This is a genomic window from Pseudothermotoga lettingae TMO (assembly GCF_000017865.1).
Classification (GTDB): domain Bacteria; phylum Thermotogota; class Thermotogae; order Thermotogales; family DSM-5069; genus Pseudothermotoga_B; species Pseudothermotoga_B elfii.
The window spans coordinates 1,879,709-1,903,340 of sequence record NC_009828.1 but is presented as its reverse complement, the minus strand read 5'-3'; the positions used below and the strand labels follow the sequence as shown (position 1 = coordinate 1,903,340).

Here is a 23,632-nt window from a genome sequence, read left to right as displayed (position 1 = left end):
TCACCTCATTTCAAAACATGTGATGCTATGATCATTTTCTGGACTTCTGATGTACCTTCATATATTTGTGTGATTTTTGCATCTCTCATCATTCTTTCTACGGGATAATCTTTTGTGTAGCCATACCCTCCAAAAATTTGGACAACTGTCGTGGTTACTTTCATGGAAATCTCTGATGCAAACAGCTTTGCCATTGCAGCATCAACGGCGTGAGAAAGATTGTTTTGCTTTTTCCATGCAGCTTTGTAGACGAGATTTCTTGCTGCTTCTATTTGTGTAGCCATTTCTGCTATATACCATTGCAATCCCTGAAAACTGGAAAGTGTTTTTCCAAACTGTTTACGATCTTTCATATATTTAACACATTCATTAAAAGCTCCTTCGGCTATTCCCAGAGCCTGCGCAGCAACTCCTATTCTTCCACCATCCAGAGTTGACATAGCTATTTTGAATCCCATGCCTTCTTCACCAAGCAAATTGTCCCTGGGAACTTTACAGTTATCGAAAACAAGTTCGGCTGTAGAAGATCCTCTGATACCCATTTTATGTTCTATTTTCCCTATTCTGAAACCATCAAAACCTCTTTCAACAATGAAAGCGCTTATTCCTTTGGTAGCTTTCGAACGATCTGTCATTGCAAAAACTATAAATACATCGGCGTGAGCAGCGTTTGTTATAAACACTTTACTGCCATTCAGCACATAGTGGTTATCCTGAAGTCTTGCTGTTGTTTGCTGGCTTGCAGCATCTGTACCTGCATTTGGCTCAGTAAGGGCAAAAGCACCTATTTTCGTACCCTGCAACAATGGCCTGAGATATTTTTCCTTTTGCTTTTGATTCCCATAAGTGAATATGGGCCAGCAACAGAGAGACGTATGGGCAGAAACTATTATTGAAGTAGAAGCACAGGCCTTGGCAAGTTCTTCTACAAGTAAAATATATGTTATGTAATCTCCTCCTGATCCACCAGCTTCTTTTGGGAATGGGATACCAAGCATGCCAAGTTTTGCCATTTTTTTGATAGTTTCAAGTGGAAAAATTTCCTCTTCATCTATTTTTGCAGCAAGAGGTTTAACCTCTTTTTCTGTAAATTCCTCGAAAAGCTGTTTTGCAAGTAATTGATCATTGCTGAATAAAAAATCCACTGTGTCACCTTCTTATATCGTGATTTTTTTCCCGTAATAGATAATACCCTGTTTTTTTGAAAGAAGGGCGCTGTAAAACATTTTTTTGTGAAATGTATCACGATTATAATATTTTACCCACAGATGTGATAATTTACATAGCAGAACTCAATAAAATTCATGAATTTGGTCAGATTATTAGTCTGCTGCAGATACAGTTTAAAAAATTGTCCATGATGAAGTTAATCTCGAGTAAGTTCCAGAAAGAGCCTTGTAAGAGGCTATTTTGAGAAATAACATTAAGTCTTTATAGAAGGCGAAATTTCCAAAATCGGTAATATTATTGTTGAACAAGCTTATCCAGACGGATCTGTTTTCATAATATTGGTATAGATCTGATCTTTACGTGCATATCTCTAAAAAATGATTGAAACTTTTTTGAAAGAACTAAGTCCTATTTGTAGAATCAGGGGAGGGATAGAGATGAAAAAAGTTTTCTTAACGGCTTTTCTAACCGGTTTTATTCTTATAGGTTTTGGCATAGTCCAGGATTCAAGCAATCTTTTTGGAGTTGATTTGTACAAAGTTCTGTCAGAAAAGCCGGGAAACATATTTTTTTCTCCATTCAGTATCAGTTCAGCTCTTGCAATGACTTATATTGGTGCAGATTCTGATACAGCACAACAAATGAAAAATGTTCTTCACTTCGATCTCGATGACGAGACGTTGCTCAGCAATTTCTCACAGTTAACTACATCTTTAAATCAATCAAATGAAAATTATCAACTATCTGTTGCGAATTCTATGTGGCTTCAGGAAGGATATCCTTTTCTAAAAGAGTTTGTCGAACAGATACAAAAGTATTACCAGTCATGGATCAACTATGTCGACTTTGCGAACCACAAAGATGAAGCAAGAGAAAAGATAAATGAATGGATAGAGGCAAAAACGAATAACAAGATTAGAGATTTGATAAAGCCGGACGATATAGATTCACTAACAAGGCTTGTTTTGACAAACGCTATATATTTTAAAGGATTATGGCTGAATCCGTTTGATCCTTCTTCAACCAGAAAGGAATCATTTCATATCTCTAAGAACGAAGAAAAAGAAGTAGATATGATGTTTAAAAATATCACAGCTAACTATACAGAAGATTCATTAGTTCAGGTTCTTGAGTTACCTTATGCGAAAAATAAGATCTCGATGATAATCGTGCTTCCAAAAGAAGATAAAGATTTGAGCCAGATAGAGAAAAATATTTCATTAGATCTCTTTAAAAAATGGAGGAGTAATTTAAAACCGACGGAAGTGAATGTTCATATTCCGAAATTCAAAACAGAGTGCAGATTCAATCTGAAACGAACACTTATGAGCATGGGTATTGTTGATGCTTTTACAGATGAAGCCGATTTTTCGAAAATGGACGGTACAAAAATGCTGAAAATCAAAGATGTGATTCATCAATCGTTTATAGAGGTATATGAAGAGGGAACACAGGCGGCTGCGGCAACTGCTACTATAGTTAATATCAAGATGGCTCCAAAAAAACCGGTGGAATTTAGGGCGGATAGACCGTTTATTTTTTTTATATACGACAGCACTTACGATTTGATTTTGTTCATGGGGCGCCTGATTAATCCATAAAACAAGGGATTTATTTTATCATCTCTGAAGATTTCTAATCAATTTGATCAATTTTTCTTCCATCTCTTTAGCGTCTTCGAGCATTTTTTTATCCACTGACACAGGCATATTTATTACTTTTGAAATTGCGGTGATAATATTAGTATCAGCTTTGCTGGTATATCCCGGATAATCAGGAAGATATTTTTTCATGAATCTGCTCGCCTTGGAATTATCTACACTAACGAATGGAATACCATAGTAAGCTGCTATAAGAGAGCCATGCATCCTCTGAGATATAACAAGAGAAGAACAGGTTATGGCTTCTAACGGTTTTTTTGAAAACTCGAGTTCTGGATATTTCTCCATTAATTTAACGCAGACCTTTTCATCCTGAGGGCTCATGGGAACCAGTAAAAATCTTTTTAGACCAATATTTTTGAGAAAGCTCAGAATATTCGATAGATTGATTTCTTCTTTGAGACAAAAACTCACCTGAGAAGATTTTTTTACCTCTAAGGGTAGTTTCGAAAGGCTTTTTATGGCGAGATCTGTTCCTTCAAAAATATTTTGGCTCATCAATTTTCCATACCGGGCACTTACAGGATCCCGCGCGATAAAGTATACGTTCTTTCGTGATAGTATGTATCTCAAAATCTTTCTGGAAAATTTTCTTTTAACGGGTCCCAAGCTGTTAGCAAGCAATACGACAGGTTTTCTAAAAAGTGTGGAAACTATCACAATAGAAGCATAGTATAAAAAACTTCTCAGACTCGTCTGGTCCTGAAATATACCTCCTCCTCCACACACAACAACTTTACTGTGCAAAATCGCGGTGAAAATAGAGATAAAATCAAATCTATTGACTGGTTCAACACCTTTTTTTGTGTAATCCTCAATTTTGTGTTTTGGGACAAGAATGTAGATTTTATCGAATGTCCTGCCCAGGATATCAAGCGCTGATTCGCACAGAAGCTCATCGCCAAGGTTTCCATATCCATAATAGCCAAATAATAGAGCACTTCTCAAGGAAAAGCATCCTCTCTTAAAGAATTATAGCAAGAAGATTATATCAGAGGCAGGAGGGTATATATGATTCAAAAACTTAGTAACAAAGTTTATATGGTAGGGGGAGATGGTTCTGCAAATGTTGTGATTATCGTCGACTCAAAGGGGGCAATCGTAGTTGACACCTCTCTTTTTGAAGAAAAAGCTCGTAAAATAAGAGAATTTATAGAAGGTGTTTTGAAAAAAAGAATCTATTTGGTTATCAATACCCACTATCATCCAGATCATTGTTTTGGGAATATTGTTTTTGATGATGTTCAAATACTCTCTTCATCTTTGACCAAGAAAAAAATGTCTCTGATGGATGCAGATTATCTGAAAGATCTTCCTATGATTAAAAAACCTGTGCTTCCTTCTATTACTTTTGAAGAAGATTGGTGTGATGAGTATCTTCAAATAGCAAAACTTGGAGGACATACACCAGATTCCTCTGTTGTAATAGTGAGAGATGAAAAAATTCTTGTTGCTGGTGACCTTGTTTTCAATGGATTTCATCCGGAAATAGTTTCTGATAGTAATTTAGAACAATGGATAACAATTCTGGAAGATCTGAGAAGAAGACATTTTAACTGGGTTATTCCGGGTCATGGAGAGCCAATGGGAATGGTCAGTATAGATCTAATGGTCAGGTATCTTTCAAAGATAAAAAGATTGCTTGCCGGAACCGTGACTTATGCTGAGATACTCTCCGATGATAATTTTTCCAGAAGGGAGTTTCCAGAGCTGTTTTCGTGGGGGATCGAAAATCTTCTTTCCGTTCAACGTGCAAGATGAAAGTATTGATCAATATTTGCAAAAAGAATTAATTTGTTTATCTGTATCTTTATGTACTCATCATCGCTTTTGGATGTAGTCATGGTGAATTCTTTTAAATTTCCTTCTTCAATTTTTAGTTTGAAGACAACCGGTTCAGATGCCTGATTGAGAACAAATGATGTGGGACTTATAGTTATGCTGTTATCATCAAATTTGGTTATCACCAAGGGAGTTTGCAGTATTTTGAATATGCTTTCAAAAATCGTCAGAATATTTTCAACGGGAATCTCTATATTTTCCATATCAATATACCCGGGAAAAGAAGAGTAAAGCCGCTTTGTTCTTGCAATGTATACAAAAGACAGATCTGAAAGCACCACAGGTTCTTTTATGAGCAAATAAAAATCTTCCAGATTTCTAATAGCCGCTTCAGCAGACATCGACAAATTCTGGTAATCTTCGCCACTTTTCACTCTGGCTAAAATTTGAAATTGTGCGTAAAAATCGCGACAACCTGCTATGCTCTGAACAAAATCAAATATTGGATTAGCAAGATACGATACTGTGATCAATGTCATAAAAAAGATTATCTGTCTTTTCATCAAAGTCCGTTCGTCTCCCTTATAGAATAGATTCTTTGTTTTGGTGTAACTATCTCTGTTATTCGAACACCGAAATTTTCATCAACTACCACGACTTCGCCTTTTGCTATAAGTCTTCCGTTTACGAGAATATCAACTGGCTCGCCCGTTAATTTATCCAGCTCTATCAGAGATCCTATATTCATTTCCAAAACCTGCTTAAGTGTCATTTTTGCGCGGCCGAGCTCCACAACTACCTTCAGAGGGACATCTAAAAGCAGTTCTAATTTATCGGAAAATTCCGATGGTGTAGAAACTGCGGCTCTCTGAGATTGATCAAATTCTTGAAATTGAACCGGCTGAACTTTTACTTTTTCTTCCTCTCTCTTCTGTTCTTTTTCCTTCTCTGGTTCCTGAGCAGGATGAATGATTTTGTATATGTCTTTGAAAAACAGGGCAGGTGCAATCAACAGGATTTTGGATTTGTGAGAGTTTTCCAGGTCAATTTCATAAGCGACATACGCCAGTACCTGGGCAAGATTAAAATTAAGAACGGGTTCCTCATCTTTTTTCACAAGATCAACTTTCAGTTTGGAGATAGAGACCTTTTTCTTAGTTTGTTCTGAAAGAGAAGTGGTAGAAGATCCCATCATCTGGTTCATTGTTTCAGTTATTGCACTCAACCTTACTTCATCCAGCTCGAAACTTTCAGGTTCACCAGACCCACCCATCATCATGTCTGCAATACGAGCACCGAGTGATTGTGGAAACAATATCAAAAATTCCCCTTTCAGGCCATCTGAGAACTCTATCTGAACGGCGACGATCGTTTCATCGAAAGATGATAACAAATCCTTCAGGGTTTTTTGAGAGATTTCTACCAAAGTCACTTTTACCTCTCTGCCGATCACAATGCCGAGGGCTGCTGTTGAAGAGTCAATTATCAAATTCGATATTTCTTTGATTGCTTCCTGGTCATGTTCGCTCAGGGTGTCACTTAATCCTTTTAAAAGTTCATTTAATTCATCCTGTGTCAGAAAATCACTGTTCATTTTCTTCCACCTCCGGCTTCAGAATCCGGGTAACTTTAACAGCTCTATGGCCTTTAAAGACACCTGGTCGAGCCATAAATTTCGGTTTGCTCTGGACTTCAACCATTACATCATCATCTTTATGAGTCTGCAGCCTTATGACATCTCCAACTTCAAGGTCCAGAATTTCTTTCACGCTGAGAATCGCTTCTCCCAAAATCGCCGATATCTTCATTTTCATGGTTTTTACATTTTGCTTTAAATCTTCAAGCATTTTTTCGGACAATTGCTCTCTTTTTGCTGTGAACCATGTTCGCGAAGAGAGTTTGTCCATAAAAGGCTCTGTTAAAGAAGATGGCCAGCATATATTTAAAAATCCTTCCGTTTTTGCAATTGTAACGTACAATGACACCAGCAAAATCATTTCATTTGGAGGTGCAATCTGGACAAATTGTGGATTGTTTTCCACGCTTTCGATAGTTGGAACAAATTGATAAACTTCACTCCAGGCTTGAGATAGATTTGTGAGAATATTCATAACTTCTTTTCTCATTATAGAAAGTTCTATGTCTGAAGGTGTACGTTTCACATTGGGTATGCCAGGCCCACCGAGAATCAAGTCTAAAATCGTGTAGAAGATCTCCAGATTCATTTCTAAAATAGCGCTCCCAACAAATTCAGGCGCACTGAAAACAGTAATGAATGATGGAGCAGGAAGAGATCTTATAAACTCCTCATATGATATCTGATCTATGCTAGCAAGATTTATGTTTGTGAACGTTCTAACCCTTCCTGAAAGGTATGTAGAAATGGATCTTGCGAAATTTTCATGAATCATATCGAAGACCCTTATATGCTCTTTTGAAAATTTACTCGGCCTTCGGAAATCATACAGTTTGACTTTCTTGGTTTCTTCTTTTTTGATTTCATCTACTGTGACTTCTCCAGAGCTTATTGCCTGTAATAATTTATCTATTTCATCCTGACTGAGAACATCGGACACATCATCACCCCTCATTCAACGGAGCTGATGGCCTTTATATATAAATATACTCCTATCACGCCGAGCCTTTCTCTATCTCCCGTAAAACCTGTAATTTCATTCACCATGGCCCTTATTTGTTTCTTCAAAAGTTCGATACCAGCAGCTGTATTCAATTCAGATTTGTCTTTGCTTAGAAAAATTAGCATCAAACCATCCATTATTTCATCATTTTTGCTTCCTATGGCAGCTCTGCAGGCATCACTCGCAACAGTGAAACTCAGAGAATCGATCACTGCAACCTCTTTTCCGCCTTTCAGCATGAATGTTTGGTAAGTCCCGGATTGTATCAGAACCGCCTTGATTTCCACAGGAGTTGCGGTAGTTGTTTCCTGGCGCTGACTGGTCAAATTTGTACCAAGCATCATTATGGTGACAATGGTCACACCAACAGCCACCACGGCAGGGATAAGTATCATCATTAACAAGCCACCAAAGCCTTTTTTCTTTTTTTCTTCGTCAGCCATTGTATCACCTACTTTGCTTTTTCCCTTTTTATAAGTATATCAATCCTTCTGTACTGATTTCTGAGCTGTGCCAGGCGTGCCAGATATTCGCTATCAAGTTTTTCTGTGGTTTGATTGTAAAGATCTCGATTTATCTGCCCTTGTTGAAGCTTATCGGTTGCAAGTTGTTTTTCACTGTCTATGTATGTTCGCAACGCCTGTATTTCTCTTTTTATTGGCCAATCTCCCATCCCTATCGGGTAAAATCTTTGGGAATCGTAAAAATATTCCGGATCAAATCTACCAGCCCTGATATCTGCAAGCCTTTCCACAGATCTTCTTTTTTTTAGCTCCTCTGTAAAGAACTGTACAACGCTTGAGGCTCTTGCGGAGCTCAAATGCCAGTTTGAAACATATATTGAATCTTGAGACAGCGGCTGATCATCTGCGTATCCATATATCTGAAGCACATTTGTTGTATGTTCTATCACAATAGACCCTATTTTTCCAAGTAATTCTTTCGCCTCTGGTGTTAATTTAGCACTTGCAGGATAAAAAAACGCCATGTCCTGCATAATTATAACAGTACCCTCATCTTTTTCCTGAATCGTTATTTTTCCTTTATACTCTTCGGCAATTCTTATTAATTCTTGATACACCCCTCTTTGCGAAGTTATCAAAGGTTCTTCTGAAAGACTCTTTCCACCAGTTAAAACACTTGGAGGCATTCCTGTCAGAGCGGATCTTATTCCCACAACCACTTGCTGGAATTTGCCAGGGCTTATGGTTGACATTGAAAATAGCAGGACGAAAAAAGTCAAAAGCAATGTCACCATGTCCCCATATGTTGTAAGCCAGCTGCCCTTAGGTGCTTCAGGTTGCTTTTTTCTTCTTGGCATTACGCAGTTGCCTCCTGTATGGCTGCTTCGTAAACAACTTTTTCCTGATTTGTAAGGAATGATTTGAGCTTTTCTTCCAGAACTCTTGGGTTTTCTCCTGCTTGAATTGAAAGGACCCCTTCCAGTATCATTTGTTTCTGCCTGAGAATTTTTGCTGCCCTTTTACCTATTTTTTCACCCATGGGTAAGAAAACAGCGTTTGACAGTATAGAACCATAAAAAGTAGTTATGAGCGCCACAGACATACCAGGCCCAAGTGTCTCAGGATTGTTCAGGGTCTTCAACATTGCTATTAAACCTATAAGAGTTCCTATCATACCATATGCAGGAGCATAGGCCCCCGCTGAATCCATCAGAGCTTTCTCGCCAGCCAGATCTTCTTCTATCAAATCCATTTCTGTCTCCATCATATTTTTGAGCAAATCAGGATCTGTTCCATCTATGACTAGTTGGAGCGCCTTTTTCATGAATGGGTCTTCTATTTCGTTCAGATTTTCTTCCAAGGAAAGCAATCCTTCGCGCCTTGCCTTTTCAGAGAAAGATACAAGGGTCCTGACCAATCCAACATTGTCAATCTTTGGTTCTTTGAAAGTGGACATCATCACCTGGATTATTTTGAAACTCTTTTCCTTTGGGTGAGAAGCGATTGTGGAAGCTATTGCGCCTCCTATGGTTATGAAAAGTGATGGCAGGTTATAATAAACTCCAAGTGAAGATTTGTTTGCGATTATACCAAATACAATCATACCAAAAGCCATAAATATGCCAAGAATTGTTGAAATATCCATTAAACCACCTGCCTATTGCTTAGGTAAATATTTTAAAACATCGGGCATAGGATACGCTTTTCTTTTGTATTCTATCACCTTTTCGACAACCTCTTCGATCTTTTCCAAAACGATATATTTTCTCCCGTTGAACAGAGTAATTGTTGTGTCTGGAAGCGCTTCTATTGATTCAATCATTTCAGCATTCAAAACAAATTGTTTTCCTCGCAGATGTGTGAGCCAGATCATTTAATATCACCTTATCTTCTCAATGCAACAAGCTCACCAAGAATGGTATCAGCTGTTGTTATAACCCTCGCGTTGGCCTGAAAACCACGTTGGGCTATGATCATTCTCGTAAATTCTTCTGCAAGATCAACGTTTGACATTTCAAGAGCTCCTGGTATAAGTGTGCCTCTTCCACCGCTGCCCGCGGTCCCAATCTGTGCAAGCCCGCTATTTGAACTGGTTATGTATAACGAATCGCCGATCTCTGTTAGACCAGCTGGATTATTGAAAACTGCCAGAGCCACCTGACCAAGAATATCTGTCAAACCGTTGCTGAAGGTGCCTATGATTTCACCATTTTCATTTATTGCAAAAGACTGCAATGTTCCAAGTGCATTTCCATTTTGATAGGTAAAGGCGGCAGAATTACTTCCAGAAAATTGTGTCATGGACGAAAAGTCAATTGCCGCAGTAACATTACTATCACCACGATGAGATGCAGAAAAGCTGATCGTTCGAAGTTCAGTGTTACCGACTGTAAGTTGGCTTCCGTCCCATGTAACTCCGTACATGCCGCTGATCCTTCCAGATTCATTGAAGTTGATAATTCCGCCAACATAGTTGTTTGTTCCGTCACTACTCTGGCCGTTTGCATCAATATATGTTATTGGTTCACCACTTGCTGTATAAGCTTTCCATATCCATGCGTTTTTCATATTACCAAATTCACCTATTCTTGTGAATTCCACATAAACTGAATAGGCATTTCCAAGTGAATCATACATTTGAACCGCTGTTACATATTTCGGGCTTTCATAGGAAAGCACGTTGTAATTTGATGGATTATCTGACTCATAAAACCTTGCTTCTCCAGCCGTTGGGATTGAAATATTTGCACCGGTAGCAACAGTGAATTCATCGCTGGCTGTTGTTTCATCATAGAAAATAACAGTATAATTTTGACCGTTGACAATATCGGAATCGCTTATTGTGAAATTTCCGCCACTTATCGTTACAGCATCACTGAAAATCACATTGCCATTGCTATCGAGAACAACTGCGTGATAATCTCCATCAGCTGGGATAGTGCCTGATACATCTGCCTGCGTTAGCTGACCATCTGTGGTAGCTGTAGCACTCAGGTTTTGATATACTCCAGCTTCATCAACATTGCCATATTGATTCATAACTATGTAGCCCACGGATACGACAGCGTTATTTTCGTCGTAAGCCGTCCATGTATAACTTTGCTTGGTTGAAAATGGATCAGTCTGCCTTACAAAATCATCGTCGGTTTTTGAAAAGACAAACCTCACAGAATGTTCGTTTCCATCTTCATCAGTAACTGTCATCGAAAACGGTGTTGGCCCAACAGAAGAATTGAGATTTCCTTCCATTGTCGCACTGGTTGTTGCGTTTGCGGGCATGGTCATTCCTGCACTTATTACTATGTCACCTATTGGTTGGTTTGTGTCAACATATCTCGTACCGGTAGCTGGATCCTGTATAGCTCTCCAACCCTGCACTTTGTAGCCTGTTGAGCTCTGAATCAGCGTTCCATTCGTATCAACAGAGAGTGCGCCAGCTCGCGTGTAATAGTACTGGCTACCATCACTGAGTACGAAGAATCCGTCTCCCTGAATTGCGAGATCTGTTTTGTTACCGGTGTTTTCGAATGAACCTTGGGTCATTATTTTATCAATAGTCGCGAGCTGTGAACCGAGACCGATTTGTATTGGGTTTGTGCCGCCAATGTTGTTTTGTGGACTCCGGGCTGCTTTCATGGTTTGGAGGAGCGCCGTTTGGAAAGTTACCCTTGAACCTTTAAATCCCACGGTGTTCACATTGGCTATGTTGTTACCAACTACGTCGATAGCGTATTGAAAATTTCTCATGCCAGCTACACCGCTGAACATAGAGCGCATCATGATTTATCCCTCCTCTGATATCTCGATTATTGAAGCAAGTGGATACTCTTTACCTGAGATGTAGACATAAATTTCATTGCCCTTGAACTTTACTGATTCGATCTTTCCGCCTTCGATTCCGCCAATTTCTGTTTCACTCCCGTCTGAATTGAGCTTTGAAACAACGTAGGTATAAGTACCATCTTCTACCTGTAGACCACTGCTATCCCTTGCGTCCCATACGTACGCATGGGCTCCTGCGTCAAGAGTACTTGAGGTAGCTTCTCTTATTAAATTTCCGTCTGAATCATAAATTCTCACTATAACCGGCGCTGCTTCATCAAGTTCAAAAACTATGCTTTCGGAAACACCGTCACTGACAGTGATCTGATTTGCTTGAACAGTAGCGTATTTTCCTATTAGCGAGGCAGATTGAGCTTGAAGTGCACCTTCTTGCAGCGTAAGGAATTCTTGAATTGAGTTAGTCATGTTTGTTATCTGTTCGAGAGTCGAAAATTGTGTGAGCTGGGCTATAAAGTCTTTGTTGTCCATTGGTTCAAGAGGGTCTTGATTTTTCAGCTGTGTTATCAAAAGTAACAGGAAAGCATCTTTGTCAAGAGTATTGCTTGGTGTTCTTTCAGAACTCGTGTAAGTTGAGTAAGAATAATCAATTGAGTTGATCATCTTCTTTCACCTCCTGTTCCTGTTGTCTTTTTTGTCTGCGTTCATGATTTTGATTTTCTTTTTGTTCCTGATGATTACTTAGTTGATCTTCTTCTGTCTTATGAGGAGTTTTGATATCTATCTGCTCGACTTTAAAACCGAGAGTGCTCAATCGTGAGGCGAGTTCTTTGGAATTTTTTTCGAGTAATTCTTTTGCCTCGTTTGTCTGGACTTTCAAGGTTATGATCAATCTATCCTGTTGCTTTATTAGCTCGATTTCGACTTTTCCGAGATTTGGTGGTGATAGATCAACTGTTGCCTTTTCCACAATGTTGTTCTGCATTTCTTTAACTGTCTCAACAATTGTTTGAATGTTAGAACTTCTTTCTTGTTGTTCGATTCTTGTCACGACTGAATCAGCTGTCTTCTGAATTTCATTATGTGTTTGCGTTATTTGCTCACTTTCGTACGTTTTACGTGCAAGCTTTTCATTCAAAAGTTCTTTAACTTGTTCGACCTGTTTGAATTTCTCGATTTGAGGTTGTTCAGATATAACTGGCGTATCGTTTTTTAAATTTTTTGCTATCTCGAGCTTGAAGTTTTCTATTTTTATTGGTTGAGATGTTTTCAGCTGACTCGGAATTTCTCTTTTAATCTGTCTAAATTGGGTGAATTCACTTGTGCTGTTTTGGATCTGAACAACCGCGTTTTTAATGATCAGTTGTATTTGTTTGAAAGTCATGGCAGGTTGGGATTGACTTGATTTAAGGACACTTTTTTCTGATATCAGATTTTCAGCTATTATCCCACTTTGCTGAGAAATTTTTTGTTCCGGAAGATCTTCTGTTTTCTTCAATTGTGTTGAAATTTCTGTCTTTCCCTGCAAAATAAGCTGTTCAATTAAATTTCTCGAATCTACTGTTTTTTGCTGTTCCTCTGAACGGGGTATTTGTACAGTTTTTTTAGTAGTTTTGCTTATAGAAAGAACGTCTGGATCGGTTCTCAATTTTTGAACTGTTTCGGCTTCTGGTTCATTAGTTTGAGAAACAAGTTTCTCAGCTTTTCTGGTGCTTACCACTGGTTGCTTTGACACAATGATATTCTGTGAGTCAGACCCAACATTTGCCCTTTGATGATTTGATGATTGAGATGTCTGGCTGGGCTTTTGAAATTGGAAGATGTCCTTGCTCTGCGTTTTTTCCGCTTGTACATTTTGTTTGTTTGTGTTGCTTTGAAGATTGGTTTTGATCGTAATGGTAAGGTCATTTTCCGATTTCTCTGATGTTGCAATGGGTTTCTGATGGCTATTTTTCACTCCAAGACTCTCTGTTTGAGGGATATTTATATTTGCATGAACGGTTTTTTGAGAATTATCCTGTTGAATGTTCAAAGATGTGCTTTTGCTTTGGGTCTGAATCTGTAAATTACTTATTTTATGAGAATTTACCTTTTGATTAGCTGTATTTTTTTGCCCATTGTTATGAACAATTTGTTTTAATTGCTGATTTTCCTGATGTGATTTGTTTTCTACGCCTTCTTTGAAAATCGATCTTTTTGGAATGTTTTGAACCTTACTTTGAACCTGCTCGGTGAGATTTTTTGAAGAAAGTTCCTCGTTTTGTTTTTCAACAGAAATTTTTGGGCTTGGTTCAGGGCTTATCTGTTTGCTGGATAATGCATTCTGGTTTTGTTTTACATCATTGCTTTGCTTTTCAGTGATGGTTTTCTGATTGGTGCTCTGTTTGTTTTTCGTAGTACTATCTATATCAATTTTAGAATTCAGGTCAGTTTTTATCTGTGAAAGTTTTACTATTCCGTTTTTTTCGGTTACAGGATTTTTTATTAGCTTTTCATCGTTCTGAGTTTCCTGCTTTGTTTTGACCGCGGTATTTGTCTGATGGGATATTTTGACAAATCCCTGCATTGCAGATAATTGTTGCACTTTTGTTTTAACAAGTTCTAATATCATTGCGAATGAGCTTGAATTCGAAGATTTAGTCTTCACAGATTTTTGTTCTGAAAACTCGCCACTCGAGACAGGTTGTGTGGTTATAAACTCACCCCCTTGAGTACAAGCTTTTGAAACAATCCGGGTTTCTCATCTTTTAATCTTTTCAGAATTTCTTTCGATCTTTCGCTTTCCAGGGAAGTGAGTATTATCATCACAGAGTTTTCGTCCAGAGATAATGAATCGATCATCTGAAGAATTTGTTCATCAGTAAATTGCTTTATGAAGTCAAATGAAAGGTCCTTGATTATTTTTGCGTCTATCATGAGAGACAGTTCATTTACAAGTTGCTTTTGCTTTTCCTCAATCTGTCTTTCTCTCTCATTCAAGGAGCTGATTATTTCTTCTACAGACGCGATTTTATTCATCACCTGAGCAGCTTTCTCTGGGTTTATTTTTCCAAGTTCGGTTAAAACGTCTGCTCTCAGGTCAGGTGAAAGATTTGAAAGGGCTGCGGCTATTGAATCAACTGTATACGCGTTGCTCGCAAGGACAGGTGCTATTCCAGTTGGATCGGCACTGGAAATAGTCTCGGTTATTTTTTTAATATCTTCTGTGCTTTGCAATTTTCCTGTGTTAGCTTCAAGTTGAAGCATTTTTTCTTCCCATTCTTTTCTCATCTGTAGAACTATTTTTCTTTCTGCTTCAACAAGTTTCAGCTGTTCTTCTGCCTGGGATTTTGCGCTTTTTGCCTCTTCAAGTATTTGTTGAGCTCTTGTGGAAGCAGCTCTTGATATTTCTTCAAAATATTCTGACGGAGAGAGTATCTGAAGTGGCTCGTATTTAACATACCTGTCCACGTACGGTATTTTTGATAAGAGAAACGATATATAACTTTTCCAGTCCTCAACAGGATTAGCAGAAAGCCCTTTTATTCTGCTGTACTCAAAGACGAAATACCCATATATAAGTATCGTAAGGCTCACAAAAAGAGCTACGATAATGATTTTAAGAAAGGCTTTCAGTCTGCCTTTCTTTTTTTGTTTTTCTGCCAATTATTACCCTCCTGAAGAATTTTTCTGCATGATGAGCGAGTACTCCTAAAAAAATGTATAATATATTTACTCAAATGGGGTTGAGTTACTCAAAGGGGGTTGAGTTATGTATTTTTCGCTAACGCCAAAAAGCTCTAAGGAAAATCTGTATGATCGTGAAGAAGAGTTGTCCAAACTCAGTGAATATTCGAAAACAGGAAGAATTATTCTCATAACTGGTATAAGGAGAATAGGTAAAACATCTGTGTTGAAAGTATTCCTTGAGCAAATGAAAGATCAGGGGCATTCGACAGTGTTTATAGATTGCAGAGTATATGAAAAAATCAACAGATTTGACAGAATTTCCTTTGAAAGGAAAATCATATCCGAATTTGAGGATATTATCCAGAAGAATAGATCGATCTTCAAAGTGATCACAAAGATAAATGTGGGTGGTGTTGAGCTGAATTTTGAAAAACTCCAAAAAGATCGTAATCTAACAGGTTATCTTGAATTGATCAACAAGGTTATGAAAAAGAAAAATTCAAGATTGCTCATTGCTTTCGACGAAGCCCAGGTGTTGAGGTTCTACGGCAGAGGCGGAAAAGAGCTGTTGAACCTCATGGCGTACATATACGATAATCTTGAAAACATAGTCATTGTATTAACAGGTTCTGAAATTGGTGTATTGCATGATTTTTTGAATTTGGAAGATGCGAATTCACCACTTTTCGGAAGATACGTCCATGAATTGTTGCTTGAGAGATTCCAGAGGGCTGAATCGGTTGAATTTCTCGTTGAAGGGTTCAAGCAAATTGGTATAGAACCATCTATTGGAGAGATTGAAAAGGCAGTTGATTTACTGGATGGTATCATTGGCTACCTTTCCATATACGGTTATATAGTCTCCACGACCAAAGACTGGGGAAACGCCCTGCAGGAAACAGAAAAATCTGCCATAAAAATAGTCAAAAAAGAGCTTGAGTTACTCAGGCTGAGGTCTGAAAATTACATATCTGTTCTGAAGGCAGTTGGTTTTGGAGCGGAAACCTTCAGCCAGGTGAAAAATTTTGTTGAAGCACGTTTTGGTTCTATAACAGATCAGACATTAAGCAACAATCTCAATTTGCTTCAGAAAATGGGTTTTTTGGAGGTTAATTACAAAAACGGGAAAAAGATCTACAGCATAAGTGATCCGATGATTCACAGGGCAATTTCAGATTAACAGGGCAGCACAGATGTGCTGCCCTATCTCAATTTTCCCATTGTAGATGTGGATAACCATCGTTGATCGTAGAATTGATAGCCCAGATCTCATCGAAGTCCCAGCCTGTGTATGTGGACTGAGTTTTCATTTGGGCTGTACTTTTGTATTGAGCAGTTGAATGATCATCTTCAGCGTTAGAAATATCTGAATCGTAAAAACAGCCTGGTGTATTGACCTGGATAGATTCGGTTGAAAAATAAACGTTATAGACAAAGGCATAGCGAGAAGTTGAATTTTCAAGCGAAACTGCTGAATAACAATTCTGGACAGTTGGATGAATAGCAGAGTCCATTACGATAAACCCACTCGCTGAACCTGATTCAGAATAAATGGTACCTTTTGCATAGCTGTTTTTGACAGAAACATTGTTAGCATCACCGATAATACTGATAAAGCCAGAGGCATCATCTTTTGTATTGATCTCAAATTTTGCAAAACATTCTTCAAACGACGATTCCAAACCAGTATGACCAAAACCAGCAACTTCGATAAATTTATCAGTTGCGCTGATAGAACCTTCAAAAGAGCATCTCAGAAAACTTTCTCCACGTCCTGAAATCTCCGCGGCAAATCCTCCAACTGTTGTAACCTGATAATTCACTTCAATATCCATTTTGACAGTACAGTTTGTAAACGAGTAGCTTTGTGAAGAACCTTTTATAAAACCAGCAAAACCTCCCGCATAACCAGACATTTGTGATGGGTTTCTTCTTGCATACATTTGACCAGATACTGAACAGTTTTCGAAAGAATCGAAACTTCCCGGTCCTTCTTCATGCCATTCGATATAACCTGCAAAACCACCTGTGTATGTACTTGTTGCGTTGATCGTACCGTTAAAAGAACAGTTCTTAAAACCATTTATGGATGAATAACCTGCAAAGCCACCCGCTGCGAGTGTATTAGAATTGTTTAGATCTTTAAGTTCAATATTGTCCGCCGAACAATTTTCAAACCACGTAGCATTAGCATCTGCGACAAATCCACCCAAATAATAACCACCCTCAGGAGATTCTACTGTTATATTTTGTATCTCACAATTTGTAATCGTTGAACCACTGGTGTAACCAGCAAAACCTCCAATATTAGTAGATTTTGATATAGACGAATCTTGAATAACTATTTTGTCAATCAAGCTATCATTTATGCTCCCTGCGAATATGCCTGAACAAGATGCATTCCAGTCAACTGTTGCATTTTTAAAGACAATATTTGTTATAGTTGCTTGGGATATAACACCGAAAAAGCCTGAATAGTTATCTACTTCACTCAATACGACCATATTTTGAATCTCAAATCCCATACCATCGTAACTACCTGTAAATGGACCAGGGCTGACTGGAAAATCATGACCGACTGGTTCCCAGTTTGCAACAATTGGGTCTAATTTGCTTTTAAGATCATTCAAATCGATGTTTTTGATCTGCTTGAAATGTTTGTCAAGGTTATTTCTGATATTGTTCAATTGTTGGGCTGTCACAATGATGTATGGATCGTTCTGTGTTCCAGTCCCTCCTCCAAAATCTTCAGTTTCAGAATAGGCTGTGAAATCTACTGTCGAAGCACCTGACACCTGCTTTGTTGGAGAGACCATACCCGAAATCACTATGTAATAACCGCTTAGTTGGGCAGATACTGTTACATTACCACTCAAACCTTTGATAGACCAGTTCCCGTTTAAATCTGTCGTTGCCTGCTTTGTACCTGCTGTGACAGTAACTCCAGACAAAGCTGTGTCGTTCCACAGTTTTACCGTACCTTGAATGTCATACGTTGTTGGGACAATTGGTGCGGCACAGTTGAACAGTAAAAGAGTCGTCGACAAAACCAAGGCAAAAAGCCATTTTCTCATAAAATGACCTTCTCTGTAAAGGCTTTGGGGAATTTAAGAAACAGGTAGAAATTGAACGGAGGAAAATCTGAAAGAGGAAGGAAAATATTCCGCAGTCAGCGACCGCCCAATTCTATGAGTGTAATTTCTCTCACCCCCTTGCCAAGTTGAAAAGATTATACACTATATTTTTGAGATTTATATTCTAAAAACACCTGTCAAAAACAAATATAGAAGCTGTATGCTACTTTCGGCATATGATGGAAATCTTGCAGCGAAAGCCGAATAATAAATCCACAATGTTTTTTGTCATGATAATGTGTCAAAATTGTGGTATGAGGTGATCAGAAGGTTGTTGCATCGAAGTTTTTTTCAACAGACTGTCTGAGTTGGGTAAGAGCAAAGATTGTGTCATTCGAATACTGGAGAAGTTGCCTGAAAGGGTGGTGGGATGATAGCCGTCTTAGATCTTGGCTCGAATTCTTTTATTGCTCTTGTTTACGATAGAGGCAAGATACTCTTGGAGAAGGTCTATGAAGTTGGCCTCAAGTCAATTAAAGACGATGAGCAGGCTTTTTGTGTTGCAAAGCAATCAGTTGAGAAGATTCAAAGTGAAATCAGCGGTATAGAAACATACGCTTTTGGTACTGCGGTTTTTCGCCAGAGACCAGAACTTTTCCACAGGCTGTTAAAGCATTTTGAAATAAAAGGAAAAATTCTTTCAGAAAAAGAAGAAGCTTATTTGACATATTTGTGTATCGATCCAAAACAAAGTATGGATGTCACAGTCTTTGATCTGGGAGGAGGCAGTCTGGAGGTTGTTAAAAAAGATTGGTTTGTGAGCCTTGAGATAGGCACACATGTTTTGAATTCTATCTTTGATCTCTCTTTACCCAGGGCAAAGGATTTTGACAAGACCGTTGATTATGTTTTAAAACAGCTTCCTGGTTTTGAAAACCCTGTTGGCATTGGAGGATCCTTTGTTGCAATCGCCGCGTTAAAGGTTCAAAAATGGGATCTAAAATCACTCGATGGTTTTATACTCACGCCTGAAGATATTTATAAAATTTCAGAAAAGCTCAGGAAGATGAATCTTCAGCAAATATTAGATATGAAGATAATACCACCCGGAAGAGAAAAAACCATTATCGCAGGTTGCGCGGTGGCAACCGCAATAGCGACAAAGGGCAATATAAAAGTTTCAACGAAGGGCTTCAGATATACCTTGGCAAGGATGATAGAGGAAGGAAAATGGCCTGCTTCTGGCGTGCCCGGGGAGATTTGAACTCCCGGCCTCCAGATCCGCAGTCTGGCGCTCTATCCAGCTGAGCTACGGGCACAACCTGGCGGAGAGGGAGGGATTCGAACCCTCGGTTGGGTAAATCCCAACACTTGCTTAGCAGGCAAGCGCCTTCGACCACTCGGCCACCTCTCCAGACTAATTTTCATTATAATACAACTCGCTCAAAATTCAAGCTTTTTTCCAAATAATTCTCTGAAAATTTCTATTCAACCACAACAATCGAGTTTTTTACATACGGTATGAACCTTAGGCGATGGTATTGTTGAAATTTCACATTTGAAGCATCATTTTCAATTCTTGTGCAGAATACAGTAAACTGGAAATTGAACTCCATTTTTTGTATGGCAATTGTGTTTAACTCCTTTGGATTTTCGTAAAATCTGACTCTATTTAAAAGTTCTTGAAAACCATTTCTATTCTGACTTCATTTCTTTCAACATCATCATTGTGATAGGCTGTGATATCAAGACCATCAAACTCAAAACCTTGTTTTCTGTAAAATTCAATGGCATTGGCATTATTGGTCTGTGTCTCAAGAACTATTGCGCGACAGTGTTTTTGTTTTGCTATTTGCTTGGCTTTGTCTAAGAGTATTTTTCCTATACCTCTTTTACGATACTGTTCAAGAACAAGTAATTCATATACTCTAAGTCTGTTGTTCCAACTCTCAATGCCAACGGTCATCCAGCCGACAATTTCACCGTCAATTTTCACACCAAATATCCGAGCTCCATCGCCGCTTTCTTCATCCATCCATTTTTGCCAGAGCGGCTCTTCGTAATCTTTAACGATGGGTTTATCGGTCGTTTGAAGTTTCAATTCTATCATCCATCCTGTTTGTGTTCTTCTGATATCCACTTTGTAATATCTATCACTCGACCACTTGAAATGAAGTTTGAAATCCTTCCAGCGGTTTTTATCAAGTTCAAAAACTTCCATGTTCGGGCTCCTTCAACTCACAGACAGAGTATTTTTTCCAGGATATTGCATGAATCTTTCACATACTTTGGACAGATTGTTTTGAAAACATTCTCTGCCCTTGCCTTCTGCAGACCTTCGCTGGTACTTATATCACAGCCAAGAAGATCTTTACACATTATTGATCCGTCCAATAACTTGAATTGTTCAACAAATTCTCTTGCAAGAAGATATGTTTGCTCTTTGTCTTCTCCACCGGTTTTTAAACCTATTATCATGAAAGCACCAGAGACAGCGCCACAAACATGTGCAAGCCTTGACATTCCTCCACCAAATGCAGATGAGATTTTTAAGGCTGTCTTTTCGTCTATACCAAACATCGGTGCATAGGCTGCAAAAACCGATTGAGAGCAACTAAAACCTTTTTCAAATAGATCAAGAGCTCTTTGATTCATTTTTACCCTCCTTGTTTAATTTCTTTAATCCATTTGGAAAGCGCAAAAAGATCCACATTGCCGCCCGAAAGAATGGCAACGACCTTTTTGTTTTTCAACGGAAATTTACCAGACAACAACGCAGCAACAGTGACTGCACCTGAAGGTTCCACAAGCAATTTCATCCTCTCAAGTAGAAAGACAACAGCTCTTTTTATCTCTTGTTCTGATACAAGAAGAATGTCATCTACGTACTTTTGAACAACAGGAAAGGTAAGCGTACCTGGCACAGCAGTCCTTAATCCATCAGCGATTGTATTTATATTCTTTAATTCAACAAGATGACCTGCCTTGAAAGAAAGATATGTGCTGTTGCTCTGCTCTGGTTCAACCCCGTAAACTCTGGCATTTTTGAGAATTTCTTTGATCGCCTTAGAAATACCTGAAATCAACCCACAACCGCCACAAGGAACTAAGACAGCGTCAAAATCACAAAGTTGTTCGATCAACTCGAGCCCTATCGTGCCTTGTCCGGCCATTATCCATGGATGGTCGAACGGGGGAACAAAGATTGCCCCAGTTTGTTGCGATATCTCATAAGCCCTGTTTAGCCTTTCTGTCGACGTTCTACCACATCGTTCTATCCTTGCACCATACCCTTTTATTGCTGAAAGTTTAGCCGCCGAAACATCCTCTGGTACAACTACAGTTACATTGGTATTCAAAATCTTGCCCGCACAAGCAAGAGCTTGCCCGTGATTGCCAGACGAACCTGTCACAACACCGTTTCTCAGATTTTCCCTGCTCAGTGAAAGCAGAAAATTCATCGCACCTCTGAATTTGAAAGAACCACTCTTTTGAAGATTTTCCGCTTTTAGAAAAACAGAACTCTCTGAAAGTATGTTCAAAGTTTGGGATGAAAAAACAGGCGTGGTGTGGGCCAACTGTGAAATTCTTCTTTTTGCATCTCTCACATCTTGAAGTGTTATCAACCTTGATTCCTCCTTAGTTAGAAAGAAATTCTGCTATCTTTTCAGCAACAAGTTCTTTTTCTACATCATTTGTCACAGGATGAGCGCTTTTTTCAAGAACAACAGTCTTGAATTCAGCTTTCAAATGATCTTTTATAACATCTAAAACAGATAACGGTACAGAGTTGTCTTTTTGGGTTACTATGACTAATGTAGGAGATTCAACCATCTCGAGACTTTTTATGGCAACCTTTTGTAGCTTATACAAATGCGCAGCAGGTTTTATAAATACTTTATTCCAATATTCTTGGGCTAATTTGTTGAGTGAAGGGTCATCAAAAACTGGTGGTTCTTTTTCTTTGTAATGCACAAATAAACTCATCAAGGGGGTGAATTTCAGTCTCCAATCTGTTACCTTGAAAGCAGGGGCTGCCAGGACAACTTTCCTGATTTTAAATCTCGATGCTACAACAGCAGCAAGAAGTGCTCCCATTGAAAGGCCAACAACGCTTATTTCGTCGCAAAAATTGGTTAAATCGAGATAGGCGTCTATTGACCTTCTAACCCAGTCTTTCCAGGTTGAATTCAGAAAATCTCTGTGGCTGGTGCCATGTCCGGGAAGCCGCGGAACAGATACAGTAAAGCCTTCATCGAAAAGTCTTTGTGCAACGTAAATCATATCGTGTGGACTTCCTGTGAAACCATGAATTAAAAGTACACCTTTTTTGCCATTTGTTTTGAAGATCGGAAAACATATAGGATCAATCAAGCGAATATCCTGGTCATATATATTAAGTTTCATAAACTAAATTCACCTCTTTTGTAAATTATAACGCAGCAGGTTTACAAAAAATCATCTTTTGTGGATTTCTTCTATTTTTGTATCTTCTTGTTCTTTCAAAAACACACGAATAACAACTACGTTCAAGTCAAAATACTGCTCATCGTCACTTCTATGTTACCGTTTGTTAATCTATAGGTAAAATAAATTTCGTATGCTCACAAATGTGCAGCACATTTGTGAAGGAGTGACGTTGCGTGTATGGTAAATCATTAAGACTGAAGAGAATATTCAAACCTGATGGTTATTCTGCTGTAATTGCCCTCGATCACGGTCAATTCCAAGGCCCCATACCAGGTCTTGTAGATATACGTGACACGATTCAGAAAGTGATTATGGGAAAACCGGACGCTTTGATCTTAAACCCCGGCGTTCTGAACAAATGTCACGACTGTATTTCTGGCGATGTCGGAATAATACTCAGAATAACAGGTGCATCAACAAACTATAGCCCCAAATTTGATTTTCACAGACTTACAACATCTGTTGATCATGCACTAAGATTGGGTGCAGATGCAGTCATTGTCATGTGCTTTGTGGCTGGTGATGGTGAGATACCATCGCTTGAAATTGTTGCAAAAATTGCGGAACAATGCGATAAAGAAGGTATACCACTTTTTGTTGAAGTACTCTCGCAAAACTCAAAGAGTAATGACGTTACCTGTATTGCTACCGGTGTCAGAGCTGCCTTCGAACTTGGCGCAGATGCATTGAAAGTCTACTACACAGGGGGAGATACTTTCAGTACGATAACTTCTGCTGTTCCAATACCTATTCTGATAGCCGGTGGTCCGAAGGATCTGGATGCGTTTTCTATGGTTCGTGAAGCCATTGATCATGGAGCAAAAGGAGTTGCCTTTGGAAGAAATGTATTCCAAGCCGATGATGTAACCGAATATGTACGAAAACTTGTTTCATGTGTGCATCACCATGCAAAATAGGGGGGA

23 protein-coding genes and 2 tRNA genes are annotated in these 23,632 nt (G+C 38.7%); 5 read left to right on the top strand and 20 right to left on the bottom strand.

Annotation, left to right across the window (positions count from 1 at the left end; translation table 11 throughout):
* Nucleotides 1-5: 5 nt before the first annotated feature.
* Nucleotides 6-1,145 carry an acyl-CoA dehydrogenase gene (locus TLET_RS09405; RefSeq protein WP_012003861.1) on the bottom strand — a complete coding sequence of 380 codons (1,140 nt, stop codon included), beginning with the start codon at nucleotides 1,143-1,145 and terminating at the stop codon, nucleotides 6-8.
* 462 nt (nucleotides 1,146-1,607) lie between these two features.
* Between TLET_RS09405 and TLET_RS09400 the strand changes: the two genes are divergently transcribed.
* Entirely contained in the window at nucleotides 1,608-2,771 is a 1,164-nt protein-coding gene (locus tag TLET_RS09400; protein WP_012003860.1) for a serpin family protein, read from the top strand.
* A gap of 18 nt (nucleotides 2,772-2,789) precedes the next feature.
* Here TLET_RS09400 and TLET_RS09395 read toward each other — a convergent pair whose 3' ends face one another.
* A complete protein-coding gene (locus TLET_RS09395; RefSeq protein ID WP_012003859.1) occupies nucleotides 2,790-3,779 on the bottom strand; it encodes a polysaccharide pyruvyl transferase family protein in 990 nt (329 codons plus the stop codon).
* 63 nt (nucleotides 3,780-3,842) lie between these two features.
* On the opposite strand from TLET_RS09395, the gene TLET_RS09390 reads away from it, so the two are divergent.
* Entirely contained in the window at nucleotides 3,843-4,592 is a 750-nt protein-coding gene (locus TLET_RS09390) for an MBL fold metallo-hydrolase (protein WP_012003858.1), read from the top strand.
* Here the strand turns inward: TLET_RS09390 and TLET_RS09385 are convergent.
* Genes TLET_RS09385 through TLET_RS09335 form a run of 11 tightly spaced genes read right to left on the bottom strand, consistent with a single transcriptional unit; the run spans nucleotide 4,577 to nucleotide 15,141 of the window.
* Nucleotides 4,577-5,176, bottom strand: coding sequence for a hypothetical protein (locus TLET_RS09385; RefSeq protein WP_148202158.1), 600 nt, complete (start codon nucleotides 5,174-5,176; stop codon nucleotides 4,577-4,579). The two genes, TLET_RS09390 and TLET_RS09385, sit on opposite strands and share 16 nt — an antisense overlap.
* On the bottom strand, nucleotides 5,176-6,207 hold the full coding sequence (gene fliN, locus TLET_RS09380; protein WP_012003856.1) for a flagellar motor switch protein FliN: 1,032 nt from the start codon (nucleotides 6,205-6,207) through the stop codon (nucleotides 5,176-5,178). The genes TLET_RS09385 and fliN overlap by 1 nt, the downstream gene beginning before the upstream one ends.
* The gene (fliM, locus tag TLET_RS09375) at nucleotides 6,197-7,189 is read right to left on the bottom strand and encodes a flagellar motor switch protein FliM (RefSeq protein WP_012003855.1); all 993 of its coding nucleotides are present in this window, start codon (nucleotides 7,187-7,189) and stop codon (nucleotides 6,197-6,199) included. Before fliM ends, fliN begins: the two co-directional genes overlap by 11 nt.
* Nucleotides 7,190-7,200: 11 nt before the next feature.
* The gene (locus TLET_RS09370; protein WP_012003854.1) at nucleotides 7,201-7,695 is read right to left on the bottom strand and encodes a flagellar basal body-associated FliL family protein; all 495 of its coding nucleotides are present in this window, start codon (nucleotides 7,693-7,695) and stop codon (nucleotides 7,201-7,203) included.
* 8 nt (nucleotides 7,696-7,703) lie between these two features.
* On the bottom strand, nucleotides 7,704-8,573 hold the full coding sequence (locus TLET_RS09365; RefSeq protein ID WP_012003853.1) for a flagellar motor protein MotB: 870 nt from the start codon (nucleotides 8,571-8,573) through the stop codon (nucleotides 7,704-7,706).
* Nucleotides 8,573-9,361: a motility protein A gene (locus tag TLET_RS09360; RefSeq protein ID WP_012003852.1), complete on the bottom strand. Its 789-nt coding sequence runs from the start codon at nucleotides 9,359-9,361 to the stop codon at nucleotides 8,573-8,575. Before TLET_RS09360 ends, TLET_RS09365 begins: the two co-directional genes overlap by 1 nt.
* A gap of 12 nt (nucleotides 9,362-9,373) precedes the next feature.
* On the bottom strand, nucleotides 9,374-9,589 hold the full coding sequence (locus tag TLET_RS09355) for a flagellar FlbD family protein (protein WP_012003851.1): 216 nt from the start codon (nucleotides 9,587-9,589) through the stop codon (nucleotides 9,374-9,376).
* Between the two features lie 11 nt (nucleotides 9,590-9,600).
* A complete protein-coding gene (locus TLET_RS09350) occupies nucleotides 9,601-11,496 on the bottom strand; it encodes a flagellar hook protein FlgE (RefSeq protein ID WP_012003850.1) in 1,896 nt (631 codons plus the stop codon).
* Nucleotides 11,497-11,499: 3 nt separating this feature from the next.
* The gene (locus tag TLET_RS09345; RefSeq protein ID WP_012003849.1) at nucleotides 11,500-12,159 is read right to left on the bottom strand and encodes a flagellar hook assembly protein FlgD; all 660 of its coding nucleotides are present in this window, start codon (nucleotides 12,157-12,159) and stop codon (nucleotides 11,500-11,502) included.
* Nucleotides 12,143-14,143, bottom strand: coding sequence for a flagellar hook-length control protein FliK (gene fliK / locus TLET_RS09340; protein ID WP_012003848.1), 2,001 nt, complete (start codon nucleotides 14,141-14,143; stop codon nucleotides 12,143-12,145). The genes TLET_RS09345 and fliK overlap by 17 nt, the downstream gene beginning before the upstream one ends.
* A gap of 44 nt (nucleotides 14,144-14,187) precedes the next feature.
* Entirely contained in the window at nucleotides 14,188-15,141 is a 954-nt protein-coding gene (locus TLET_RS09335) for a hypothetical protein (RefSeq protein WP_012003847.1), read from the bottom strand.
* 106 nt (nucleotides 15,142-15,247) lie between these two features.
* Between TLET_RS09335 and TLET_RS09330 the strand changes: the two genes are divergently transcribed.
* Complete coding sequence (locus TLET_RS09330; protein ID WP_012003846.1) at nucleotides 15,248-16,345, top strand: AAA family ATPase; 1,098 nt, start codon at nucleotides 15,248-15,250, stop codon at nucleotides 16,343-16,345.
* A gap of 28 nt (nucleotides 16,346-16,373) precedes the next feature.
* Here TLET_RS09330 and TLET_RS09325 read toward each other — a convergent pair whose 3' ends face one another.
* Complete coding sequence (locus tag TLET_RS09325; protein WP_012003845.1) at nucleotides 16,374-18,239, bottom strand: carboxypeptidase-like regulatory domain-containing protein; 1,866 nt, start codon at nucleotides 18,237-18,239, stop codon at nucleotides 16,374-16,376.
* 430 nt (nucleotides 18,240-18,669) lie between these two features.
* On the opposite strand from TLET_RS09325, the gene TLET_RS10815 reads away from it, so the two are divergent.
* Nucleotides 18,670-19,503, top strand: a complete 834-nt coding sequence (locus tag TLET_RS10815) for a Ppx/GppA phosphatase family protein (protein WP_012003844.1) — start codon at nucleotides 18,670-18,672, stop codon at nucleotides 19,501-19,503.
* On the opposite strand, the gene TLET_RS09320 is transcribed toward TLET_RS10815, so the two are convergent.
* From TLET_RS09320 to TLET_RS09295, 6 genes are all read right to left on the bottom strand, one after another.
* Nucleotides 19,482-19,558, bottom strand: a tRNA-Arg gene (locus TLET_RS09320). The genes TLET_RS10815 and TLET_RS09320 overlap by 22 nt on opposite strands.
* Before the next feature lie 4 nt (nucleotides 19,559-19,562).
* Nucleotides 19,563-19,653, bottom strand: a tRNA-Ser gene (locus TLET_RS09315).
* 258 nt (nucleotides 19,654-19,911) lie between these two features.
* Nucleotides 19,912-20,460 carry a GNAT family N-acetyltransferase gene (locus TLET_RS10720; protein WP_012003843.1) on the bottom strand — a complete coding sequence of 183 codons (549 nt, stop codon included), beginning with the start codon at nucleotides 20,458-20,460 and terminating at the stop codon, nucleotides 19,912-19,914.
* A gap of 17 nt (nucleotides 20,461-20,477) precedes the next feature.
* Complete coding sequence (locus TLET_RS09305) at nucleotides 20,478-20,894, bottom strand: C-GCAxxG-C-C family protein (RefSeq protein ID WP_012003842.1); 417 nt, start codon at nucleotides 20,892-20,894, stop codon at nucleotides 20,478-20,480.
* 2 nt (nucleotides 20,895-20,896) lie between these two features.
* On the bottom strand, nucleotides 20,897-21,865 hold the full coding sequence (locus tag TLET_RS09300; protein WP_012003841.1) for a threonine ammonia-lyase: 969 nt from the start codon (nucleotides 21,863-21,865) through the stop codon (nucleotides 20,897-20,899).
* Nucleotides 21,866-21,878: 13 nt separating this feature from the next.
* Nucleotides 21,879-22,646, bottom strand: coding sequence for an alpha/beta hydrolase (locus TLET_RS09295; protein WP_012003840.1), 768 nt, complete (start codon nucleotides 22,644-22,646; stop codon nucleotides 21,879-21,881).
* 236 nt (nucleotides 22,647-22,882) lie between these two features.
* On the opposite strand from TLET_RS09295, the gene TLET_RS09290 reads away from it, so the two are divergent.
* Nucleotides 22,883-23,626, top strand: a complete 744-nt coding sequence (locus TLET_RS09290) for a class I fructose-bisphosphate aldolase (protein WP_012003839.1) — start codon at nucleotides 22,883-22,885, stop codon at nucleotides 23,624-23,626.
* Nucleotides 23,627-23,632 lie beyond the last annotated feature (6 nt).

Coding starts and splice junctions, on each gene's coding strand:
- TLET_RS09350 (WP_012003850.1), bottom strand. CDS start 11,496: ATGATGCGCTCTATGTTCAGCGGTGTAGCTGGCATGAGAAATTTTCAA.
- TLET_RS09360 (WP_012003852.1), bottom strand. CDS start 9,361: ATGGATATTTCAACAATTCTTGGCATATTTATGGCTTTTGGTATGATT.
- TLET_RS10720 (WP_012003843.1), bottom strand. CDS start 20,460: ATGGAAGTTTTTGAACTTGATAAAAACCGCTGGAAGGATTTCAAACTT.
- TLET_RS09325 (WP_012003845.1), bottom strand. CDS start 18,239: ATGAGAAAATGGCTTTTTGCCTTGGTTTTGTCGACGACTCTTTTACTG.
- TLET_RS09330 (WP_012003846.1), top strand. CDS start 15,248: ATGTATTTTTCGCTAACGCCAAAAAGCTCTAAGGAAAATCTGTATGAT.
- TLET_RS09365 (WP_012003853.1), bottom strand. CDS start 8,573: ATGCCAAGAAGAAAAAAGCAACCTGAAGCACCTAAGGGCAGCTGGCTT.
- TLET_RS09355 (WP_012003851.1), bottom strand. CDS start 9,589: ATGATCTGGCTCACACATCTGCGAGGAAAACAATTTGTTTTGAATGCT.
- TLET_RS09390 (WP_012003858.1), top strand. CDS start 3,843: ATGATTCAAAAACTTAGTAACAAAGTTTATATGGTAGGGGGAGATGGT.
- TLET_RS09305 (WP_012003842.1), bottom strand. CDS start 20,894: ATGAATCAAAGAGCTCTTGATCTATTTGAAAAAGGTTTTAGTTGCTCT.
- TLET_RS09345 (WP_012003849.1), bottom strand. CDS start 12,159: ATGATCAACTCAATTGATTATTCTTACTCAACTTACACGAGTTCTGAA.
- TLET_RS10815 (WP_012003844.1), top strand. CDS start 18,670: ATGATAGCCGTCTTAGATCTTGGCTCGAATTCTTTTATTGCTCTTGTT.
- fliN (WP_012003856.1), bottom strand. CDS start 6,207: ATGAACAGTGATTTTCTGACACAGGATGAATTAAATGAACTTTTAAAA.
- TLET_RS09385 (WP_148202158.1), bottom strand. CDS start 5,176: ATGAAAAGACAGATAATCTTTTTTATGACATTGATCACAGTATCGTAT.
- TLET_RS09370 (WP_012003854.1), bottom strand. CDS start 7,695: ATGGCTGACGAAGAAAAAAAGAAAAAAGGCTTTGGTGGCTTGTTAATG.
- TLET_RS09295 (WP_012003840.1), bottom strand. CDS start 22,646: ATGAAACTTAATATATATGACCAGGATATTCGCTTGATTGATCCTATA.
- TLET_RS09400 (WP_012003860.1), top strand. CDS start 1,608: ATGAAAAAAGTTTTCTTAACGGCTTTTCTAACCGGTTTTATTCTTATA.